Annotated in this window: 19 protein-coding genes; 12 read left to right on the top strand and 7 right to left on the bottom strand. The window is 65.3% G+C overall.

All coding sequences use genetic code 11. The features are described 5' to 3' along the window. Positions 1-45: 45 nt before the first annotated feature. Positions 46-747, bottom strand: coding sequence for a response regulator transcription factor (locus DKT70_RS07070; protein ID WP_111558482.1), 702 nt, complete (start codon positions 745-747; stop codon positions 46-48). Beyond that, entirely contained in the window at positions 744-2642 is a 1899-nt protein-coding gene (locus DKT70_RS07065; protein WP_111558545.1) for a hybrid sensor histidine kinase/response regulator, read from the bottom strand. The genes DKT70_RS07070 and DKT70_RS07065 overlap by 4 nt, the downstream gene beginning before the upstream one ends. A gap of 180 nt (positions 2643-2822) precedes the next feature. Here DKT70_RS07065 and DKT70_RS07060 point away from each other — a divergent pair, with 180 nt between their 5' ends. From DKT70_RS07060 to DKT70_RS07005, 12 genes are all read left to right on the top strand, one after another. After that, a complete protein-coding gene (locus DKT70_RS07060; RefSeq protein WP_111558481.1) occupies positions 2823-4799 on the top strand; it encodes an AMP-binding protein in 1977 nt (658 codons plus the stop codon). Beyond that, positions 4796-5617 (top strand): ABC transporter ATP-binding protein, encoded by an 822-nt coding sequence (locus DKT70_RS07055; protein ID WP_111558480.1) that lies wholly within the window; start codon positions 4796-4798, stop codon positions 5615-5617. Before DKT70_RS07060 ends, DKT70_RS07055 begins: the two co-directional genes overlap by 4 nt. Before the next feature lie 48 nt (positions 5618-5665). Beyond that, the gene (locus tag DKT70_RS07050) at positions 5666-6652 is read left to right on the top strand and encodes a branched-chain amino acid ABC transporter permease (protein ID WP_199559546.1); all 987 of its coding nucleotides are present in this window, start codon (positions 5666-5668) and stop codon (positions 6650-6652) included. Positions 6653-6721: 69 nt separating this feature from the next. Next, positions 6722-7798: a branched-chain amino acid ABC transporter permease gene (locus tag DKT70_RS07045; protein ID WP_111558478.1), complete on the top strand. Its 1077-nt coding sequence runs from the start codon at positions 6722-6724 to the stop codon at positions 7796-7798. 55 nt (positions 7799-7853) lie between these two features. Then, positions 7854-9137: an ABC transporter substrate-binding protein gene (locus tag DKT70_RS07040; RefSeq protein ID WP_111558477.1), complete on the top strand. Its 1284-nt coding sequence runs from the start codon at positions 7854-7856 to the stop codon at positions 9135-9137. Positions 9138-9195: 58 nt separating this feature from the next. After that, positions 9196-10017: an ABC transporter ATP-binding protein gene (locus DKT70_RS07035; protein ID WP_111558476.1), complete on the top strand. Its 822-nt coding sequence runs from the start codon at positions 9196-9198 to the stop codon at positions 10015-10017. A gap of 12 nt (positions 10018-10029) precedes the next feature. Then, positions 10030-11250 (top strand): phenylacetate--CoA ligase family protein, encoded by a 1221-nt coding sequence (locus DKT70_RS07030; RefSeq protein WP_111558475.1) that lies wholly within the window; start codon positions 10030-10032, stop codon positions 11248-11250. 93 nt (positions 11251-11343) lie between these two features. Continuing rightward, positions 11344-12108, top strand: coding sequence for a flagellar motor protein MotB (locus DKT70_RS07025; RefSeq protein WP_111558474.1), 765 nt, complete (start codon positions 11344-11346; stop codon positions 12106-12108). 73 nt (positions 12109-12181) lie between these two features. Continuing rightward, positions 12182-13483, top strand: coding sequence for a flagellar hook protein FlgE (locus tag DKT70_RS07020; RefSeq protein ID WP_111558473.1), 1302 nt, complete (start codon positions 12182-12184; stop codon positions 13481-13483). Between the two features lie 23 nt (positions 13484-13506). Then, positions 13507-14937: a flagellar hook-associated protein FlgK gene (gene flgK, locus DKT70_RS07015; RefSeq protein ID WP_111558472.1), complete on the top strand. Its 1431-nt coding sequence runs from the start codon at positions 13507-13509 to the stop codon at positions 14935-14937. Between the two features lie 3 nt (positions 14938-14940). Beyond that, the gene (locus DKT70_RS07010) at positions 14941-15954 is read left to right on the top strand and encodes a flagellin (protein ID WP_111558471.1); all 1014 of its coding nucleotides are present in this window, start codon (positions 14941-14943) and stop codon (positions 15952-15954) included. Further along, positions 15954-17057, top strand: coding sequence for a flagellar basal body P-ring protein FlgI (locus tag DKT70_RS07005; RefSeq protein WP_111558470.1), 1104 nt, complete (start codon positions 15954-15956; stop codon positions 17055-17057). The genes DKT70_RS07010 and DKT70_RS07005 overlap by 1 nt, the downstream gene beginning before the upstream one ends. Here the strand turns inward: DKT70_RS07005 and DKT70_RS07000 are convergent, their stop codons facing one another. The 5 genes from DKT70_RS07000 to flgG form a co-directional block, all read right to left on the bottom strand. Further along, positions 17058-17990, bottom strand: coding sequence for a glycosyltransferase (locus DKT70_RS07000; protein WP_111558469.1), 933 nt, complete (start codon positions 17988-17990; stop codon positions 17058-17060). It abuts the gene before it with no gap. 86 nt (positions 17991-18076) lie between these two features. After that, positions 18077-18640 (bottom strand): hypothetical protein, encoded by a 564-nt coding sequence (locus DKT70_RS06995; RefSeq protein WP_111558468.1) that lies wholly within the window; start codon positions 18638-18640, stop codon positions 18077-18079. A gap of 11 nt (positions 18641-18651) precedes the next feature. After that, on the bottom strand, positions 18652-19377 hold the full coding sequence (gene flgH, locus DKT70_RS06990) for a flagellar basal body L-ring protein FlgH (protein WP_111558467.1): 726 nt from the start codon (positions 19375-19377) through the stop codon (positions 18652-18654). A 14-nt stretch (positions 19378-19391) separates the two neighbouring features. Beyond that, the gene (gene flgA / locus DKT70_RS06985; RefSeq protein ID WP_111558466.1) at positions 19392-19805 is read right to left on the bottom strand and encodes a flagellar basal body P-ring formation chaperone FlgA; all 414 of its coding nucleotides are present in this window, start codon (positions 19803-19805) and stop codon (positions 19392-19394) included. Continuing rightward, positions 19805-20590 (bottom strand): flagellar basal-body rod protein FlgG, encoded by a 786-nt coding sequence (gene flgG / locus DKT70_RS06980; protein ID WP_111558465.1) that lies wholly within the window; start codon positions 20588-20590, stop codon positions 19805-19807. The genes flgA and flgG overlap by 1 nt, the downstream gene beginning before the upstream one ends.

The raw sequence follows: 20590 nt of genomic DNA, 5'->3' as shown, positions 1-20590 counted from the left end.
GAGGGTCAGAGGCGTGCGGGGCCGGCCCCCCCAACATCTCTGACCTCAATCTAGCTCCGCAAGGAAGATATAGCCCGCGCCATAGATCGTCTTGATCAGGCGCGGGTTTTTCGGATCCTCGCACAGCTTGGTGCGCAGCCGCGAGATGCGCACGTCCATCGCCCGATCGAAACTGTCGCCCGCCGAACCGCCAAGCGTCTCCAGCATCTGGGCGCGGGTGATCAGGCGTCGTGGATTGTCGGTGAACATGCGCAGCACCTCGGCCTCGGCATGGCTGAGGGGGGTTTCCACCCCTTCGGGGGATGTCAGCAGGTACCGGTCGAAATCGGCGCTCCACCCGGCAAAGCGCAGCGTGCGGGCGCTGCGGGTCTGGGCCTGCGCGGGCTTGCGCAGGCGGGCGCGGATGCGGGCCACGACCTCGGAGGGTTCGAAGGGCTTGATGATGTAATCGTCGGCGCCCAGCTCCAGCCCGGTGATCCGGTCCTGCACCTGCGACCGACCCGAGATGATGATGATTGCCGCCCCCGAATCCATCGCCAACCGATGCACCAAAGCCAACCCGTCGCGGTCGGGCAGACCCAGATCGATCAGGCAGACATCGGGGGTGATGCGGCGCAGCGCCGCCTCGAATTCGGTGGCGCGGGCAAAGCACTGGGTGCGGAAGCCCGCCTGTTCCAGAGCTTGGGACAGCAGGTGCCGGATCTGGGGTTCGTCGTCCAGGATGGCGATCAGCGGGGCATCGGTCATGGCTGGTCTTTCGTGGCCAGGGCCAGCGCAGCGGCAAGGCGCGCGGAAGTGAAGGGTTTGGTCAGCACCGGCCCGGCGCTGCGACAGCGCAGCGCGTCGCCCGGCGGCAAGGACGTCATCAGCAGGATCGGCACCGGCGCGGCAAGGTCAAGCCCCAGCCCGTCGCCCAGCTGGATGTCGGACAGGATCAGCGTCAGGCCGGGAAGGTCGGTCAGGGCGGTCGCCTCGGCCAGGGACGCGGCCTCGATCACGGCATGGCCCAGCCCCGTCAGCTGGTCTCGTACCTGCGTGCGGATCGCGTCGTCATCCTCGACCAGCAGCACCATCTGGGGCACGACCGGACGCCAGGGAAGGCGCAGTGTCACGCGGGCACCCGTCCCGGTGTTCTCCAGCCGCAAGGTGCCCCCCACCAGCTTGGTCTGGTCATAGACCATCGACAGGCCCAGCCCTGATCCCTGTCCGCCCTTGGTGGTGAAGAAGGGCTGGGTGGCGCGGATCAAGGCTTCGGGGGTGAAGCCGGGGCCGGTATCGCTGACCGCGATCTGCAGCCAGTCGCCGCTGCGCCCCGCGGCAAGCGTGATGCAGCCCCCCGGGCCGGTCGCAGCATCGGCGTTCAGGATCAGGTTCAGCAGCGAATCCTGCAGCGCGTCGGGGTCCAGCAGCAGGGGGCCGGGGATGGTCGCCAGCCGCAGGTCCAGCCGCGTCCCGTCGGACAGGGACGGGCGCGCCAAGGTTGCCACCTGCCTGCACAGCGCGGGCAGGTCCACGGGGTGCAGCGACAGGTCGCGTTCGCCGCTGATCCGCGCCAGCCGGTTCAGCAGATCGGCCCCGCGGCGTGCGGCGGCAAGGGTGGCCTGCACGTCCTGGGCCGCATCCGGGGGCAGGTCGCGGGCGGCCAGGCGGCTCTGCAGCCCCAGGATGATCGTCAGCAGGTTGCCGAAATCATGGGCCATCCCCGATGTCAGCTGCGCGGCCAGGCTACGCTTGCCGGCGTGGGCCAGCGCCTCGCGCGCCTGCACCTCGGCGCTGACATCGGTCGAAAGGATATAGACGCCCGCCCCCTGCCGGTCGGGCGTCAGGGCGATGCGGATGCGCCGCCCCGAGGTGGGATGCGTGATCTCGAAAACCTGCGGATCGCCCGCCAGCGCGCGGGTCATGTAGGGCAGCAGCGTGGCAAAGGTCTGCGCCCCAAGTGCGCGTTCCACCGTCAGCCCGACAATGTCATCCGCCGCGCCTGGAAAGATCGACGGCAGCCTGCGGTTCGAGAAGGTATAGCGGAACTGCGCATCCATATGGGCGATATGGGCGGGGACCATCTCGGTCACCTGGCGGGTGCGGGCCTCGGTCCGGGTCAGAATGCGCTGCGCCTCGGACAGGGCGGCGTTGGTCGCGGCCAGCTGGCGGTTCGCGGCGGCCAGCCGTTCGGCGTTTTGCAGGACCTGGTCGGACAGTTCCGCCGAACGGGCGCGCAGCAGCGATTCCTGGCGCTTGATCTCGGTGATGTCGGTATAGACGGTGACCCATCCGCCCTGGGTCAGGGGCGCGCCTTCGACCGCGACCCAACGGCCATCGGCGCGTTCGCGTTCGAAGTAATGCGGCTGGAACTGGCGGGCCTGGGCCACGCGATAGGCGACCGAGGCCTCGGGGTCGTCCTGGGGGCCATATTCGCCGCGCAGGACCAGGAAGCGGATCGTCTCCTCGAAGCTGGCACCGGGCCGGGTCAGCGCGTTGGGCAGGTCGAACATCGCCTGGTACTGGTTGTTGGCGACCGCCAGCTGCAGGTCGGCATCAAAGATCGACAGCGCCTGTCCGATCAGGTTCAGCCCCGAACGCGTCAGGTCGGCGCGGATGCGCGCCTTGGTCAGGGCGCCCGCCTGCTGGTCCTCGTGATGCATCAGCCCCCCACGGATGATCATGCATATCGATAGCATCGGGGCGTCTTCTGCGGAAGCGCCGTAACATTTTGTTGGAATTGGGACAAACTGCGGCAAAGATTGGCCGTGACAGTGAACGCGTCGCCGTGGCGGAGGAGGTCACGGGCGACATTGCGCCTGACGCGCAACGAGGGAGGAGACATGACGGACCGGCAGACGCCTTCGGGCGAATTGCGTTCTATTCCCGCGCTTCTGGCGCGGAATGTGGCCCGTTTCGGCGACCGGCCGGCTTACCGCGAAAAGGAATACGGGATCTGGCAAAGCTGGACCTGGTCGCAAGCCGCCGATGAAATCCGTGCCATGGCGTTGGGGATGCTGGACCTGGGGCTGAACCCCGGCGACCACGTGGCCATCATCGGACGCAACCGTCCGGCCCATTATTGGGGCATGATCGCGGCCCAGATGTGTGGTGCGATCCCCGTGCCCTTGTATCAGGACGCCGTCGCCGAGGAGATGACCTATGTGCTCGGCCATTGCGGCGCGCGCATGGTGATCTGCGGCGATCAGGAACAGGTGGACAAGGTCATTGAGGTCGAACGCACCATCGATGCCATCGACCGCATCATCTATACCGACGCGCGGGGTCTGCGAAAATACGACCATGCCCGCATGACTTCCGTGGCCGACCTGCAGGACCGGGGCCGCAAGGGAGCCAGCCGTCTGGGGGCGGAACTCGACGCGCGGACGGCGGCGTTGGATTACGACAGCACCTGCGTCATGCTGTACACCAGCGGCACCACCGGCAAGCCCAAGGGCGTCGTGCTATCGAACCGCAACATCATCGAAACCGCCAAGAACAGCAGTGAATTCGACCACCTGACCGAGGGAGAGGAGATCGTCGCCTATCTGCCGATGGCCTGGGTGGGCGATTTCATCTTCTCGATGGGACAGGCGGTCTGGTCGGGCTTCACCGTGAACTGCCCCGAGGGCGCGCATACGATGATGACCGACATGCGTGAGATCGGGCCCACCTATTTCTTTGCCCCGCCGCGCGTCTTCGAAACCCAGCTGACATCGGTGATGATCCGGATGGAGGATGCGGGCCGCATCAAGCGATGGCTGTTCAAGCGCGGCATGGATGTCGCGCGCCGCGCCGGACCCGCGATGCTGGACGGCAAGCCGGTGTCCTTCGGGGACAGGCTGGCCTATGGGCTGGGCCGCATCTTCGTCTTCGGGCCGTTGAAGAACACGCTGGGCCTCAGCCGCGTCCGCGTGGGCTATACCGCCGGAGAGGCCATCGGCCCCGAGATCTTCGATTTCTATCGCAGCCTGGGCATCAACCTGAAGCAGCTTTACGGCCAGACCGAGGCATCGGTCTTCATCACCCAGCAGCCCGACGGGCAGGTGCGGTCCGACACGGTCGGCGTGCCCAGCCCCGGCGTCGAGGTCCGCATCGGCGACAACGGCGAGGTTTACTACCGCAGCCCCGGCACCTTCGTCGAATATTACAAGAATGCCGACAGCACCGCATCGACCAAGGACCCCGAAGGCTGGGTCGCAACGGGCGATGCGGGTTTCTTCGAGGAGGCGACCGGCCATCTGCGCATCATCGACCGCGCCAAGGATGTCGGAAAGATGGCCGATGGCAGCATGTTCGCGCCCAAATATGTCGAGAACAAGCTGAAGTTCTATCCCAGCATCCTGGAGGCCGTGGTCATCGGCAACGGGCGCGATTTCTGCACGGCGATGATCAATATCGACCTGTCGGCGGTGGGCAACTGGGCGGAACGCAACAACATCGCCTATTCCAGCTATCAGGAACTGGCGGGGCATCCGCAGGTCTATGCCTCGATCCGCGAGCATATCACGGAAGTGAACCGGTCGGTGGCGCAGGACCCGATGCTGTCGGGCTGCCAAGTGCATCGCTTTCTGGTGCTGCACAAGGAACTGGACCCCGATGACGGAGAGATGACCCGCACCCGCAAGGTCCGCCGCGCCGTCATCAACGACAAATTCGCCGATCTGGTGGGCGCGCTCTATGACGGATCGGACAGCATCCATACCCGTACCGAAGTCACCTACGAAGACGGCCGCAAGGGGCAGATCAGCGCGACGCTGCAGATCATGGACGTGCCGGTCTTTGGCGATGCGGCACAAACGAAGGTGGCGGCGCAATGAACAGCATGACCAGTGACGGCTATATCACCGCTGACGGGCGCCAGATCGGCGGCAAGCTGATGGAGCTGAAGAACATCACCCTGCGTTTCGGCGGCGTGGTGGCCATCAAGGATATCAGCTTCGACATCCGCCAGGGCGAGATCCGCGCCATCATCGGCCCGAACGGCGCCGGCAAGTCCAGCATGCTGAACGTGGTTTCCGGCTTCTATCACCCGCAGGAGGGCGAGGTCTGGTTCAAGGGCCAGCGTCGTCAGGCCATGAAGCCGCACCAGGTGGCGGGCCTGGGCATCGCGCGGACCTTTCAGAACATCGCCCTGTTCGACGGGATGAGCGTCTTGGACAACATCATGACCGGCCGCCTGAAGAAGATGAAGGCGGGCTTTCTGTCCCAGGCCCTGTGGTGGGGTCCGGCCGAGCGCGAGGAGAACGAGAACCGCGCCGCCGTCGAACGGATCATCGACTTTCTGGAAATCCAGAACATCCGCAAGACGCCCGTCGGTCGCCTGCCCTATGGCCTGAAAAAGCGGGTCGAACTGGCGCGCGCGCTGGCCGCGGAACCGCAGCTGCTGCTGCTGGACGAACCGATGGCCGGCATGAATGTCGAGGAAAAGGAGGACATGTCCCGCTTCATTCTGGACGTGAACGACGAATTCGGCACCACGATCTGCCTGATCGAACATGACATGGGCGTGGTGATGGACCTCTCGGACCGCGTGGTCGTGATGGATTACGGCCGCAAGATCGGCGACGGCACCCCCGACGAGGTCCGCAACAACCAGCAGGTGATCGACGCCTATCTGGGGGTGGCCCATGAATGACCGCCGCACCGAACCCCGCCCGATCGAACCCCGCATGAAAAGGAGCCTCTGATGGAGCAGCTGATCTTCGCATCCGAGGTGATGCTGAACGGGTTGATGACGGGCGTGATGTACGCGCTGGTGGCGCTTGGCTTCGTCCTGATCTTCAAGGCCTCGGGGGTGTTCAACTATGCCCAGGGGGTGCTGGCGCTGTTCGCGGCGCTGACGCTGGTGGGCATCCAGAACGGGCAGGTGCCCTTTGCGCATCTGATCAACGCGGCCTTCGGCACCAGCCTGCATCATTTCGGCTGGACGGTGCCATCCATCCTGGCCGTCGCGCTGACGGCGCTGGTCATGGTGGGGCTGGCCTTCCTGATCGAGAAGCTGGTCCTGCAGCACCTTGTCGGACAGGAACCGATCATCCTGTTCATGGCGACGATCGGCCTGGCCTATTTCCTTGAGGGGCTGGGCGACGTCATGTGGGGTGCCGACATCAAGACGCTGGACGTGGGCCTGCCGCAGGGCATTTCCGAAAGCATCGAAAGCGTGACGGACAGCTGGTTCGGCTATGGCTACTTCATCGACCGGCTGGACATCTGGGCCACGGTGATCGCGGCGCTTCTGGTCGCGGCCCTGGTCGCATTCGCCCAATACACCAAGCAGGGCCGCGCCATGCGCGCCGTGGCCGACGACCATCAGGCGGCGCTGTCGGTGGGCATCAGCCTGCGCTTCATCTGGGTGATGGTCTGGTCGATCGCGGGCTTTGTCGCGCTGGTCGCGGGTATCATGTGGGGCACGAAATCTGGCGTGCAGTTCAGCCTGTCGCTGATCGCGCTGAAGGCGCTGCCGGTGCTGATGCTGGGCGGCTTCACCTCGATCCCCGGCGCCATCGTCGGCGGGCTGATCATCGGTGTGGGCGAGAAGCTGTTCGAATTCTCCATCGGCCCGATGGTCGGTGGCGCCACCGAGAACTGGTTCGCCTATGTGCTGGCGCTGCTGTTCCTGGTCTTCAGGCCCCAGGGCCTGTTCGGCGAACGCATCATCGAGCGGGTGTGAGGGTGGATATCGCGCGGGGCTGCGGGGGCGATGCGCCCCTGCGAAAGGACGCATTAGAGGAGAGCCGCGATGCTGTATCGTGAGGCAGGCGATTTCAAGACAAGCTACCGGGACGACAGCCAGACCTTTCCGATCAAGCTGGAACGCTGGGGTTACTACGCGGTGGTCGCGGTGGCCTTCGGGATCGTGCCCTTCGTCATCAACGACTATTGGGCCAGCGCGGTCCTGGTGCCCTTCCTGATCTATGCGATCGCGGCCCTCGGGCTGAACATCCTGACGGGCTATGCGGGTCAGGTCAGCTTGGGGACCGGCGGTTTCATGGCCGTGGGCGCCTATTCGGTCTATAAGATGATGACCGCGTTTCCCGATGTCAGCCTGCTGATCCATGTGGTGCTGGCAGGCATCATCACCGCCATCGTGGGTGTGCTGTTCGGCCTGCCGTCGCTGCGCATCAAGGGGTTCTATCTGGCTGTCGCCACGCTGGCCGCGCAGTTCTTCCTGGTCTGGCTGTTCAACAAGGTGCCGTGGTTTTACAACTATTCGGCCTCGGGGCAGATCACCGCGCCGACGCGCACCTTCATGGGCGAGGCGATCAGCGGTCCCGCCGCCACCGCCCCCGCGAAGTACCTGACCTGCCTGGTCTTCGCCTTCCTGCTGGCCTGGATGGCGCGCAACCTGACGCGCGGCAGCATCGGCCGCAAGTGGATGGCCATCCGCGACATGGACATCGCCGCCGAGATCATCGGCGTGAACCCCCTGCGCGCGAAACTGTCGGCCTTTGCCGTCAGCAGCTTCTTCATCGGCATCGCCGGCGCGCTGCTGTTCGCGGTCTATCTGGGCGCGGCCGAGGTGGGCGAGGCCTTCGGCATCAACAAGAGCTTCCTTGTCCTGTTCATGATCATCATCGGCGGCCTGGGCAGCATCTTCGGCAGTTTCGCGGGCGCGGCCTTCCTAGTCCTGCTGCCGGTGCTGCTCAAGAACCTGCTGGTCGGCAACCTTGGCTGGCCCACCGATCTGGCCGCCCATATCGAATTGATGATCGTCGGCGCGCTGATCGTGACCTTCCTGATCGTCGAGCCGCACGGGCTGGCCCGTCTGTGGTCGCTGACCAAGGAAAAGCTGCGGCTGTGGCCGTTCCCGCACTAAGTTTTCATCGAAGAACCGGGCAACCGGCATCGCATATCTCTGGGAGGAGACCCGCATGAAACTGACGTTCCCCGCACTGGTTGCCGCAGCCCTGACGGTCGCAGCGCCCGCCATGGCCGATCTGGTCGTGCCCAACATGTCCTATCGGACCGGTCCCTATGCCGCCAACGGCATCCCCTATGCCGACGGCTTTGCCGATTACTTCACGCTGCTGAACGAACGCGACGGCGGCATCGGCGGGCAGAAAGTCCAGGTTCCCGAATGCGAAACCGCCTATAACACCGAAAAAGGGGTCGAGTGCTACGAGGCGCTGAAATCCCAGAACCCGCTGGTGCTGAACCCGCTGTCCACGGGCATCACCTATCAGCTGATCCCGAAGGTCAGCGTGGACGGCATCACGCTCTACACGCCGGGCTATGGCCGGACCTCGGCCAAGGACGGGTCGGTCTTCGAATGGGTGTTCAACGCGCCCGCCAACTATTGGGACGGCGCCTCGGTTGCGGTGAAGCACATCCTGGATCAGGAGGGGGGCGACCTGACCGGCAAGAAGATCGCGCTGGTCTATCACAACAGCGCCTATGGCAAGGAACCGATCCGCACCCTGCAGGAACTGTCCAAGAAGCACGGGTTCGAGCTGTCGGAACTGCCCGTCGATGCGCCCGGCCAGGAACAGAAGTCGCAATGGCTGCAGATCCGCCGCAACAAGCCCGATTATGTCATCATGTATGCCTGGGGCGTCATGAACCAGGTCGCCATCCAGGAGGCCGTGAACATCCGCTTTCCGATGGACAAGTTCATCGGCATCTGGTGGTCGGGTTCGGAAAACGACGTGAAGCCCGCAGGGGCCGGGGCGGAAGGATACAAGGCGCTGACCTTCCACGGCGTGGGGCAGGACTACCCGCTCTATGACGATCTGAAGCAATATGTCTATGACGCGGGCAAATCCGCGGGGGCGGGCGACCAGACGGGAACCGTGCTTTATTCGCGCGGCGCCTATGCCGCGCTGGTCATCGCCGAGGCGATCGCCAAGGCGCAGGAGCTGGCCGGCACCGCCGAGATCAACGCCGCTCAGATGCGCGACGGTTTCGAGGCGCTGAACATCACCGCTGAACGCATGGTCGAGCTGGGCCTGCCGGACTTCGGTGCGCCGATCCAGCTGTCCTGCGAAAACCACGGTGGGGAGGGCCTTTCCCGTATCCAGCAATGGGACGCCGCGGCCGGACAGTGGAACCTGATCACCGACTTCATCGCGCCCGATGCCGAGATCCTGGATCCGCTGATCAAGGAAGACAGCGCCGCCTATGCCAAGGAAGCCGGCAAGACCCCGCGCTGCAACTGATCCCTGTCCGGCGGCGGGGTCATCCGCCGCCGGTCCCATCATCAAGAGGGGCCGCCCCATGTTCGACGCCGAACACCGCGAGACGCTGCTGGAAGTCAACAATATCGAGGTGATCTACAATCACGTCATCCTGGTGCTGAAGGGCGTCAGCCTGTCCGTACCCAAGGGCGGGATCACCGCGCTGCTGGGGGGCAACGGGGCGGGCAAGACGACCACGCTGAAGGCCATTTCGAACTTGCTGGCCAGCGAACGGGGCGAGGTGACCAAGGGCAGCATCACCTACAAGGGCGAAAAGGTCGCCCGCCAGAACCCGGCCGCCCTGGTCAAGAAGGGCGTCATCCAGGTGATGGAGGGCCGCCACTGCTTCGAACACCTGACGGTCGAGGAAAACCTGCTGACCGGTGCCTATACCCGTGCCGATGGCGGTGCCGCGGTCAAGCGCGACCTGGAGATGGTCTATGACTATTTCCCGCGCCTGCGCGAACGCCGGAAAAGCCAGGCGGGATACACCTCGGGGGGGGAACAGCAGATGGTCGCCATGGGTCGCGCCCTGATGTCGCGCCCCGAGATGATCCTGCTGGACGAGCCTTCCATGGGCCTGGCCCCGCAGCTGGTCGAACAGATCTTCCAGATCGTCAAGGCCGTGAACGAAGGCGAAGGCGTCACCTTCCTTCTGGCCGAACAAAACACCAACGTCGCCCTGCGCTATGCCCACGAGGGTTACATCTTGGAAAATGGCCGCGTCGTCATGGAGGGGCTGGCCAGCGAGCTGCGCGAGAACCCCGACGTCAAGGAATTCTATCTGGGCATGTCCGACGAAGGGCGCAAATCCTTCCGCGACACGCGCAGCTATCGCCGCCGCAAGCGCTGGCTGGCCTGAGGGGATCCGATCATGGCATCATATTACGACGAACTGGAAACCCGTGATCAGGGCGAACGCGACAGCGCATTGGCGGTGGCCCTGCCGCTGGCCATCACGCGGGCCAAGACCGCGCCGGCCTTGGCGCGGTTGCTGCGCGACGTGGACCCCGCACAGGTGACCGACCGCGCGGCCTTGGCGCGCCTGCCCGTGATCCGCAAGGCGGAACTGTCCGAGGCGCAGCGCAAATCGCCACCTTTCGGCGGCTATACGACACGCTTGGCGGCTGAATTCGACCATGTCTTTCAAAGCCCCGGTCCCATTTACGAACCGGGGCGGCGCGACGGCGACTGGTGGCGGTTGGGGCGGTTCCTGCATGCTGCGGGCGTGGGACGCGGTGACATCGTGCAGAACTGCTTTGGCTATCATCTGACGCCTGCGGGGATGATGTTCGAATCCGGGGCGCGGGCGGTCGATGCCGCCGTGCTGCCTGCGGGGACCGGCCAGACCGAATTGCAGGTCCGCGCCGCGGTCGATATCGGCACCACCTGCTATGCCGGGACGCCCGATTTCCTGAAGGTGATTCTGGATCGCGCCGATCAGATGGGCGAGGTCCTGTCCTTTACCCGCGCTGTCGTCGGTGGCGGCGCGCTGTTCCCGTCGCTGCGCCAAGCCTATGCCGACCGGGGCATCGTCACGCGGCAATGTTATGCCACCGCCGATCTGGGCAACATCGCCTATGAAAGCGATGCGCTGGAGGGGATGATCGTCGATGAGGGGGTCATCGTCGAGATCGTTCGTCCCGGCACCGGCGACCCCGTCGCGGAGGGCGAGGTGGGCGAGGTTCTGGTCACCACGCTGAACCCCGATTACCCGCTGATCCGCTTTGCGACGGGCGACCTGTCGGCGGTGATGGGCGGCACAAGCCCTTGTGGCCGCACCAATATGCGCATCAAGGGGTGGTTGGGCCGTGCCGATCAGACGACCAAGATCAAGGGGATGTTCGTGCGCCCCGAACAGGTCGCGGCGCTGGTCGCCCGCCATCCCGACATCGCCCGGGCCCGCGTCATCGCCGATCGGCGCGACCAGATGGATGTGATGACGGTCCAGCTGGAAACCACCTCGGACAACGCATCGGGATACGAGGGAAGCATCCTGGATACGCTGAAGCTGAAAGCCGAGGTTCAGCTGGTTCCCGTCGGCAGCCTGCCCAATGATGGCAAGGTGATCGAGGACCGGCGCAGCTATGACTGAGGCCCGCCAAATAGCGCGCATTTGATGCGTTAACTTGTTTGCAACCCTGTCAGGGGCGACATTGGTCCGTGACATTTAGGAAGGGTTGGCGACATGGCTGGGGGCAAGGGTGCAAATGGTGCGCCGATCATCATCAAACGGATCGAGGCCGCCCCGGAGGGCGGCCATCATGGCGGCGCATGGAAGGTCGCCTATGCGGATTTCGTGACGGCCATGATGGCCTTCTTCCTGCTGATGTGGCTGCTGAACGCCACCAGCGAGGAACAGCGCAAGGGGCTGGCCCAGTATTTCACGCCAAGCGTCGCCCGCAGCATGGGTGCGGCCGGTGACGGCACCGAAGACGGCGTTCGCCACGCCATTCAGGCCGCCTTGCCCGATAGTCAGAATGCCGGCGATTTCGACCAGGTCGCCAAGGCGGTCCAGGACAGCCTGACCGGGACGGGCGCGGAATCCATGCAACTGACCAACCTGCTGAAGCATGTCGTGACGCGCATGACCGACGAAGGGCTGGTCATCGAGCTGACCGACCTGACAGACGCCCCTCTGTTCGTCGAGGATACCGGTCAGCCCATGCCCGAACTGACAGATCTGGTCGCGGTGATCGCCCGGGTCATCGGCCGCACGCGCAACCAGATCGCGTTGTCGGGCCATGTGCGCGCCTATCCCGAAATGATGGTCGCGAACCCGGTCTGGCCCCTGTCGGATGCCCGCGCGCATACCGTGCGCAACCTGCTGGAACGGGCGGGCTTTGACGAAAAGCGAATCCAGCGGGTCAGCGGATATGCCGACCGCAAGAACCGTTCGGGCAATCCGATGGCCCCGGAAAACAACCGGATCGAACTAATCCTGCTGCGCTGATCCGGCATTATCCGAATCTTAAGCCTTGTCGGACAGATTGGTGGACAACACTGAACCGGAAGGGTGTCTGTCCATGTCCATCTCCTCTGCAATGAATGCCGGCGTGGCCGGGCTGGCGGCAAACTCGTCGCGGCTCGGGACCATCTCGGACAATATCGCGAACGCCTCGACCTATGGCTACAAGCGCGTCGAAACCGAATTCGACTCGATGGTCGTGGGGCAGGGCACCGGGCTTTACACGGCGGGGGGCGTCAGGGGCGCCACGCAGCGCATCATCTCTCAGGATGGGGCGGTCGTGACGACCTCGAATCCGCTGGACCTGGCGATGACAGGGCGCGGGTTTCTGCCGGTCGCCGGGGTGGCGGATGTCGCCAGCGGCAACCAGCCCAACCTGCTGATGACCCGCACCGGCTCTTTCCGCCCCGATGCACAGGGCCTGTTGCGCACCGAAAGCGGGCTGGTGCTGATGGGATGGCCCACGGCGTCGGATGGCAGCATGCCCCTGGTGTCGCGCGACACCCCGACGGCGCTTGAACCGATCCGTATCGACGCGAACAAATCCGTGGGCGACCCGACGACGCAGGTCCGCATCGGTGCGAACCTGCCGGCCACCGATACCGGCCCCAATGGAACCGGTGCGACTCTGCCGCTCAAGGTCGAATATTTCGGAAACCTAGGGACGTCGGAATCGCTGGACATGTCCTTTACGCCCGTCGCAGGTCAGAATGGCCAGTTGTCGAACACCTGGATGGTCGAAATCCGCGACAGTGCCTCGGGCAACGGGGTTATCTCATCTTTCCAGATCGAATTCGACGACAGCCAGGAGGCCGGGGGAACCATCAAGGAGGTCACGCAGATTTCGGGCCTGCCCTATGATGTCGACACAGGAACGGTCCCCTTGGAGGTCGGCGGCGGGGCGCTGGACATGTTCATCGGCATTCCGGGCAGCGATGCGGGGCTGAAGCAGCTTGCGACCAGCTTCTCGTCCTCGAACATCTCGCGCAACGGCTCTCCCGTGGGGCAGCTGGTCACGGTCGAGGTCGATGCCGAGGGCAAGGTGAACGCCACCTATGACACCGGCTTCGTCAAGACATTGTACCGGGTGCCGGTCGTGAACGTGTCGAACCCCAACGGGTTGATCGCGCTGGAAGGCCAGGCCTTCAAGCCGTCCTTGGCCTCGGGCAGCTTCTTCCTGTGGAATGCGGGCGACGGACCGACGGGGGCGATCGCGGGCTATGCGCGCGAATCCTCGACCACGGATATCGCGCAGGAACTGACGGATCTGATCACCACGCAGCGGGCCTATTCGTCGAACGCGAAGATCATCCAGACCGTCGATGAAATGCTGCAGGAAACCACCAACATCAAACGCTGATCGTCGCCAGCAGGAGGCCATGAATGAGCATTGCCAAGGCCATATCCAGCGCCATGTCAGGTCTGACCGCGACGGCGCGCGGCACCGAAACGGTGGCCGCAAACCTGTCGAACGTCATGACGCCCGGCTATGCCCGTCGCGACATGCAGGTCAGTTCGCAGACCGTCACGGGCGGGGTCCGGGTCGATGGCATCGTCCGGATCGTCAACTCCAGCCTGTTGACGGAATCGCGTCTGGCCGGATCCGCCCTGTCGGCCGCCAGTACGAAGAACGCCTTTCAGGTTCGGATGGAGGCCACGGTCGGCCTGCCGGGACAGACCGGATCGCTTGGGGCGGCGCTGAACGATTTTCAGGCGGCCTTGGGGGCGGCGGCGACGCGTCCCGATGATGATCTGCGTCTGGCGCAGGTCATCACGACGGCGGGCAGCCTGGCGAACCGATTGAACGATGCCTCGACCGCCATCCAAGAGGCGCGCAGCACCGCGCAACAGGGGATCGCCTCGGATGTGGCGGTGCTGAATGCGTCGCTGGAGCGGGTGGCCTATCTGAACGCGCGCATCGCGGTGCTGGATGCGGACGGGACCGACGCCTCTCCGCTGATGGATGAACGCCAGCAGGTGATCGACCGCATTGCGGGCATCGTTCCCGTGCAGGAGGTGACGCGCGATGCGGGGCGGGTGGCTCTTTTCACCGCCGAAGGGGCGGTGCTTCTGGATGGCAGCCTGCCGGCTCGGATCGAATTTCAAGGCGCGTCCCAGGTCACGGCAGGCCAGACGGTCGGCGCACCGCTTCAACTGCTGACCTTCAATGGCACGCCCCTGAGCCAGGCCCAGATGCGCCTGTTCAGTGGTGGTTCGTTGCAGGCGAATTTCCAGATCCGCGACCAGCTGGGCCCGGATCTGCAAGCCGACCTGGACGCCCTGGCCTTCGACCTTCAGGAACGCCTGGCGGCACCGCAGGTTGACCCCACCCTTGCCGCAGGGGATGCGGGGTTGTTCACGGATCAGGGCGCCAAGGCTGCCGTCGCCACGATCACGGGTCTTGCCGGTCGGCTGACCTTGAATGCCGCCCTTGATGGTGCAGCCTGGCGTCTGCGCGACGGCCTGCAGGCCGCAACGCAGGGTCCGGTAGGGGCTTCGGGCATCCTCAACGGGATGATTGCCGCCTTAGATGCCACGCGCGCACCGACATCCGACGGTTTGCAGGGCACGGCCACGCTGGGGACGCGCTTTGGCACCTTGGAGGCGAAAGTGTCGACGGGCCGCGTGAATTCGGATGCGGACCTGGCCATTCGCAGCAGCCGCCAATCGACCATCCAGTCCAGCATTCTGGCCGACGGCGTGGATAGCGATGCCGAGATGCAGAAATTGCTGCAATACGAACAGAGCTATGCCGCCAATGCGCGTGTGCTGCGTGCCGTGGACGAGATGCTAGACCAGATTCTGGGGATTTGAATCATGAGCTTGAACAGTATCGGCGATCAGGCCCGCAACTATGCGATGCAGCAGGCGACCAACAGGCTGAAGACCACGATGACGACCCTGACGCAGGAAATGTCCTCGGGCGAGGTCGCGGATGTGGGGCAAAGGCTGGAGGGGAACACCCGCGCCTTGCATCAGATCGAAGGCCGCCTGTCGCGGACCACGCAACTGCAGCAGAACGCCGCCGAGGCGGCGGTCCAGCTGCAGGCCATCCAGGATGTCTTCAGCGGGGTCCGTTCGGTCACGAACGATCTGGGCGTGAACCTGCTGAGCGATCCCTTTGCGGCCAGCACCGCCCAGCTTGGCACCCGCGCGACCGAAGTCGCCAATGCCCTGAACACCGTCATCCAGCGCCTGAACGGGATGGATAGCAACCGCTATCTGCTGTCGGGTCTGGCCAGCGACCAGCCGCCGCTGGTTCCGGCCGATCAGCTGCTGGACAGTCTGGAGGCTGTCACGGCGGGGCTGACCACCGCCGATCAGATCGGTGCTGCGATTGCGGATTGGTTCGATGCACCGGCAGGGGCGGGCGGTTTTCTGGACAATGCCTATCGCGGCACGACCGGCGAGGGCGCGACCATACCCGTGACTGAACGCGAAACCGTGCAGGTCACGACCTCGGCGGCCGCGCCTGCGGTGCGCGATCTGCTCAAGGGGCTGGCGACGGCGGCGATCCTGGATCGTGGCGCGTTGGCAGGCCAAACCGATGAACGAGCAGCGTTGCTGCGGCAAAGCGGTCACGCCCTGATCGCCGCCGATGCTGGGCTCTTGGGCGAAATGGGCCGGGTCGGATTGGAACAGCAGGCCGTGACCCGGGCGCAAACGGAAAACGCCTCGGTCCTCAGCACGCTTGAAGTGTCGCGCAACGACATCCGGCGCGCCGACCCCTATGAGACCGCGACCGCCCTGACCGAGGTCCAGACCCAGATCGAAACCCTGTTTGCCGTCACCGCGCGCCTGTCGCGCCTGAACCTGGTGGATTACCTGTGATGCGGGCCCTTGTCACAGCCTTCATGGTCTGGCTGATCGTCGCGACCTCGGCCATGGCGATCCCGGTCCGTATCAAGGACCTGGCCGATTTCGACGGCGTGCGCGGAAACGACTTGGTGGGATATGGCCTTGTGGTCGGCTTGGACGGGTCCGGCGACGGGATGCGCAACGCGCCCTTCACCGAGGAAATGCTGGCAAGCCTGCTGGAACGCCTTGGCGTCAACGTCACCGACGAGGCGCTGCGGTCCAAGAACGTGGCCGCGGTCATCGTGACCGCTGCCCTGCCGGCCTTTGCACGATCGGGCAGCCGCATTGATGTCAGCGTCTCGGCCATTGGTGATGCGAAAAGCCTGCTGGGTGGGACGCTGGTGATGACGCCGTTGAAGGCGGCGGACGGGAACATCTATGCCGTTGCGCAGGGGTCGATCATCGCGGGTGGCGTCGCGGCCCAGGGTGACGCGGCCCGCGTCGTCGAAGGCGTCCCCACGACCGGCAGCATCCCCGTCGGCGCGCGGGTCGAGCGCGAGGTCGAGTTCGACTTTGCCGGCATCGACGATATCCGCATCGCCCTGCGCAACGCCGATTTTACCACCGCCACCCGGGTCGAGGACGCGATCAACCGCGACTTCAACAAGGCGCTGGCCGTGACCTTGGACAGCGGCACCGTGGTCGTGAATTTCCGCAGCCTGGGCGACGTGAACCCCGCGCGGGTCGTCGGCCGCATCGAAAATCTGCTGATCGAGCCCGAGGATCGCGCCAAGGTCGTGATCGACCACAAATCCGGCACCATCGTCGTGGGCGAACGGGTGCGCATCTCGCGCGTGGCGGTGTCCCAGGGCAACCTGACCCTGCGGGTCAGCGAAGCGCCGCTGGTGTCGCAGCCCAATCCCTTCGCCGAAGGAGAGACCGTCACCGTTCCCCGCACCAATGTCGAACTGCGTCAGGAACCCGGCATCGGCTTTGTCGAAGTGGCGGGCGAAACCAACCTGTCCGATCTGGTGGATGGGCTGAATTCGCTGGGGGTGCGGCCGCGCGACATGATCGACATCCTGAAATCGATCCATTCGGCCGGGGCGCTGCACGCCGACCTGATCATCGAATGATCAGCGGCGGCGCAGCCGCCCTGCCGCCACCGTCGCGGCCAATGCCGCATTGCCCGGACGCGTCTGACGATAGAGCCCTGCCTGACGCATCGTCAGCAGGGCTTTTGGTCCTGGTTGCGACAGCATCTTGTCGACACGAGCCAGAATGTCACGGTTCTGCGCGGTCAGATGGTCCTGCATCGGAACCACAGCCGCGTGATTGGCGGCCATCCAGGCACCAAAATCGCCGACCAGCAATTTGCGCAGTCGGGCTGCCAAGGCGGGCAACGTATCGTTGCGTCCGACCTCGGCGCGGTCATGCTGGCGATAAAGCAGTGCGGGGCGCGGATCGTGCCACATCGCCGCCCCTACCCCCGAGGTCAGCTGATACGCCCACCAGTCATGCGAGAGGACGCCGGCCTTCAGCGCGAAAGGCGCACCTTGGCGCAGCAGATCCGCTGCGGCGGCGTTGAAGACCGAGGTGTTGCCCGCCATGATCGCCTGCACCACCGCGTTGCGAAAGCCCAAGGGCCGCGGAAAGTACCGCGATTGGGTCAGTGGACGCAGCTGCCGGTCGGTGATGATGGTGCGGGCGGCGTAATGCGCGGGGCCGTTCTGCCGGGACAGGTATTCGACGGCCCATTCCAGCTTTTGCGGCAGCCAGTGATCGTCCTGATCACAAAATGCGATCATTGCCCCGCGCGGCGCATGGTCCAGCAAGGTCAGGAAATTCGCGGTCGCCCCCTGCGCTGGTCCCTGGACCAGTTGCACCTGCCCCGGGCGCATGCGTCCCGCAAAGTCGCGCACGACCGCGCAGGTGTCGTCGCGCGAACCGTCATCGGACACGATCAGCGACCAATCCGCATGCGTCTGCCGCGCGATGCTGTCCAGCTGCGCGGCGATGTGGTCGCCGCCCTGATAGCTGGCCAGCAGGATCACGACATGGGCGGACATGAGAAACCTCGGGTGCGGAACGCGGAAAGGCCGGGACGCCGCCCGGCCTTTTGGGTTCTGACCTGTCACCCGCCCGGGGGCAAGGCCTAGCCCTGCTGGCGGGCGATATCCTCGATCAGGACCGCCTTGATTGGCAGGTCGGTCACACCCGTCGCCGCTTTGGCCAGTTCCTGACGCAAGACCACCAGATTGCGGTCGGCCGTGAAATTGCCGTCGAAGCCCCCGGTATTGGCATGGATCAGCAACTGGCGCAGCAGGGCGTCGCGCAGGGCGTGTTCCTTCTTGCGCAGCGCCTCCAGGCTGGCGCCGTCGGTTTGCAGCGTCAGCGTGATGATCATCAGGTCGCCCATGTCGCCCTGCCGGACCAGGGGGACGAAGAACTGGGTGGGAAAGGTGAACCACCCGTCTTCGCCGGCGGCAGCATGGTCATCGCCGCCCCCGTGATCGTCGCTGGCCGCGGCATGATCGTCGGGGGCTGGGGCGTGGTCGTCCGCGGGCGCGGCGTGATCATCGGCGGGCGCGGCGTGGTCGTCCGCGGCGGCTGCATCATGCGCGGCCGGGTCTGCGGGTGCGCGCAGCATGTCGCCGCCGAAGGCACCGCCGACAAGGGCCAGGACGGGCAGGGCGATGGGGATCAGTTTGCGGATCATGCGGGCGTTCCTCAGTAGGGCAGCAGGATATCGGCGATCTGCTGGCCATAGCGCGGCTGCTGAACGTCGGTGATCTGGCCGCGCCCGCCATAGGAGATGCGCGCCCCCGCGATGCGGTCATAGGCGATCTCATTGCTGCGATCGACATCGCCGGGGCGCACGAAGCCGCTGACGGTCAGTTCGCGCAGTTCGAAATTGACGCGGACCTCCTGCGTGCCTTCGATCTGCAAGGTGCCGTTCGGAAGCCTGTCCACGACGGTCGCCGCGACGCGCAGGGTCATCTTGTCCCGGCGCGAGATGTTGCCGCTGCCCTTGTAGCTGGAAGAGGATGAGGCGTCGGCCAGATCGTCGAAGCTGGCCCCTTCGGGCAGCTTGTCGGCCAGACGCTGCGGAATGCCGGCCATATGCGGGATCGACACGCTCTCGCCCGCCGATCGGTTGCGCCCCGAGCTGTTGCTGATCTCGGCCTGGTCGTCGATCTGGATGACGACGGTCAGGATATCGCCGCGGACCGCCGCGCGCCGGTCGCTGATCAGCGAGGATTGCGTCCCCGCCCACAGCGAGGCCGCGGCCTCGGGGCGGCCCGAATCGGGGACCAGGTCCAGCGGCGGGTTGGTCATCGCCAGAAACTCCTCGGTTTCGCGGGGTGAGGTCAGCTCGGGCGGCTGGCCGACATTTGCGGCGCGCGAACATCCGGCAACCGACAGGGCAAGGCACAGAAGATGGGCGGGTTTCATCGGGGATTTCCTTGTCAGTTGATGACGGCCAGGGTGCCGTCGGGCATCACCTGCGCGGTGATGGTGCTGCGCGATCCGACATTCATCACGCGGATCATGTCGCCCGTCGCACCGTCATCCATGGCGCGCCCTTCGGTGTCGATGCGCAGGCCGCCGCGCAGGAAGGACAGGCGGACGACCTGATTGCGGGCGACCACGCGGGGCGGGCGCAGCATGTTGGCGTGCAGGGGGCGGCCTTCATAGACGGTGATGCGGGTCTGCATGCCGATGGCGGCTGAAGGGTCGGTCAGGCCGGGACGGTCGGTGTCGATGACGCGCAGATCGCCCGCCGCGATGACATGACCGGCGGGCAGGGTGTGGGCGGCGCCAAGCCCCCCAGCCCATGCCCCCGCGGGCAGCAGCGCCAGTGCCAGGATCAGGGCGCGCATCACCGCACCTGCGTGGTTGCGCCAAGCATCTGGTCGGCGGCGGTGATGACCTTGGCGTTCAGTTCATAGCCGCGCTGTGCCTTGATCAGCTCGGTCACCTCGCGCACCGCGTCGACCGAGCTTTCCTCCAGATAGCCCTGCCGCAGGGTGCCCAGACCGTCCTGGCCCGGATTGACGACCTGCGCCCCCCCGGACGCGGCGGTTTCGATAAACAGGTTCGATCCGATCGCCTCGAGGCCCTTTTCGTTGGAAAATCCCGCCAGGGTCAGCTGGCCCAGCAGTTCCGGTTCGACCCGGTCGTTGAAATAGGCGTTCACCTCGCCGCCTGCGCTGATAGAGATCGACCGCGCATCATCGGGAATGGTGATTTCCGGCACGACCGGATAGCCGTCAGAGGTCACGATCAGCCCGTCGGGCGACCGCTTCAGCCCGCCATCGCGGGTATATCCAGGTAGGCCCGAGGGCAGCGTGACCTCCAGATAGCCGTCGCCTTCAATGGCCAGGTCCAGATCGCCACCCGTCGCGGTCAGCGCGCCCTGTTGCAGGTTGACGCTGACAGCGGTGGGGCGCACGCCCAGGCCCAGCTGAACGCCCGCGGGAATGACGGTCCCGTCGGCGGCGGTCACGCTGCCGGGGCGGGCGGCCTGCTGGTAATGCAGGTCGGCGAATTCGGCACGACGCGCATTATAGCCGGTCGTGGACATGTTCGCGAGGTTGTTCGACACGACCTCGACGCGGGTTTGCTGGGCGCTCATGCCGGTGGCGGCGATCTGCAGGGCTCTCAT

The sequence above is a fragment of the Paracoccus sediminilitoris genome (assembly GCF_003259195.1).
Taxonomy (GTDB): domain Bacteria; phylum Pseudomonadota; class Alphaproteobacteria; order Rhodobacterales; family Rhodobacteraceae; genus Paracoccus; species Paracoccus sediminilitoris.
The sequence above is the reverse complement of the archived record's forward strand: the minus strand, read 5'-3'. Positions and strand labels throughout refer to the sequence as shown.

Bases quoted from the DNA above. Each gene is read 5' to 3' on its own strand.
- DKT70_RS07070 (WP_111558482.1), bottom strand. From the start codon at position 747: ATGACCGATGCCCCGCTGATCGCCATCCTGGACGACGAACCCCAGATC.
- DKT70_RS07065 (WP_111558545.1), bottom strand. From the start codon at position 2,642: ATGCATCACGAGGACCAGCAGGCGGGCGCCCTGACCAAGGCGCGCATC.
- DKT70_RS07060 (WP_111558481.1), top strand. From the start codon at position 2,823: ATGACGGACCGGCAGACGCCTTCGGGCGAATTGCGTTCTATTCCCGCG.
- DKT70_RS07055 (WP_111558480.1), top strand. From the start codon at position 4,796: ATGAACAGCATGACCAGTGACGGCTATATCACCGCTGACGGGCGCCAG.
- DKT70_RS07045 (WP_111558478.1), top strand. From the start codon at position 6,722: ATGCTGTATCGTGAGGCAGGCGATTTCAAGACAAGCTACCGGGACGAC.
- DKT70_RS07040 (WP_111558477.1), top strand. From the start codon at position 7,854: ATGAAACTGACGTTCCCCGCACTGGTTGCCGCAGCCCTGACGGTCGCA.
- DKT70_RS07035 (WP_111558476.1), top strand. From the start codon at position 9,196: ATGTTCGACGCCGAACACCGCGAGACGCTGCTGGAAGTCAACAATATC.
- DKT70_RS07030 (WP_111558475.1), top strand. From the start codon at position 10,030: ATGGCATCATATTACGACGAACTGGAAACCCGTGATCAGGGCGAACGC.
- DKT70_RS07025 (WP_111558474.1), top strand. From the start codon at position 11,344: ATGGCTGGGGGCAAGGGTGCAAATGGTGCGCCGATCATCATCAAACGG.
- DKT70_RS07020 (WP_111558473.1), top strand. From the start codon at position 12,182: ATGTCCATCTCCTCTGCAATGAATGCCGGCGTGGCCGGGCTGGCGGCA.
- flgK (WP_111558472.1), top strand. From the start codon at position 13,507: ATGAGCATTGCCAAGGCCATATCCAGCGCCATGTCAGGTCTGACCGCG.
- DKT70_RS07010 (WP_111558471.1), top strand. From the start codon at position 14,941: ATGAGCTTGAACAGTATCGGCGATCAGGCCCGCAACTATGCGATGCAG.
- DKT70_RS07005 (WP_111558470.1), top strand. From the start codon at position 15,954: ATGCGGGCCCTTGTCACAGCCTTCATGGTCTGGCTGATCGTCGCGACC.
- DKT70_RS07000 (WP_111558469.1), bottom strand. From the start codon at position 17,990: ATGTCCGCCCATGTCGTGATCCTGCTGGCCAGCTATCAGGGCGGCGAC.
- DKT70_RS06995 (WP_111558468.1), bottom strand. From the start codon at position 18,640: ATGATCCGCAAACTGATCCCCATCGCCCTGCCCGTCCTGGCCCTTGTC.
- flgH (WP_111558467.1), bottom strand. From the start codon at position 19,377: ATGAAACCCGCCCATCTTCTGTGCCTTGCCCTGTCGGTTGCCGGATGT.
- flgA (WP_111558466.1), bottom strand. From the start codon at position 19,805: ATGCGCGCCCTGATCCTGGCACTGGCGCTGCTGCCCGCGGGGGCATGG.
- flgG (WP_111558465.1), bottom strand. From the start codon at position 20,590: ATGAGAGCCCTGCAGATCGCCGCCACCGGCATGAGCGCCCAGCAAACC.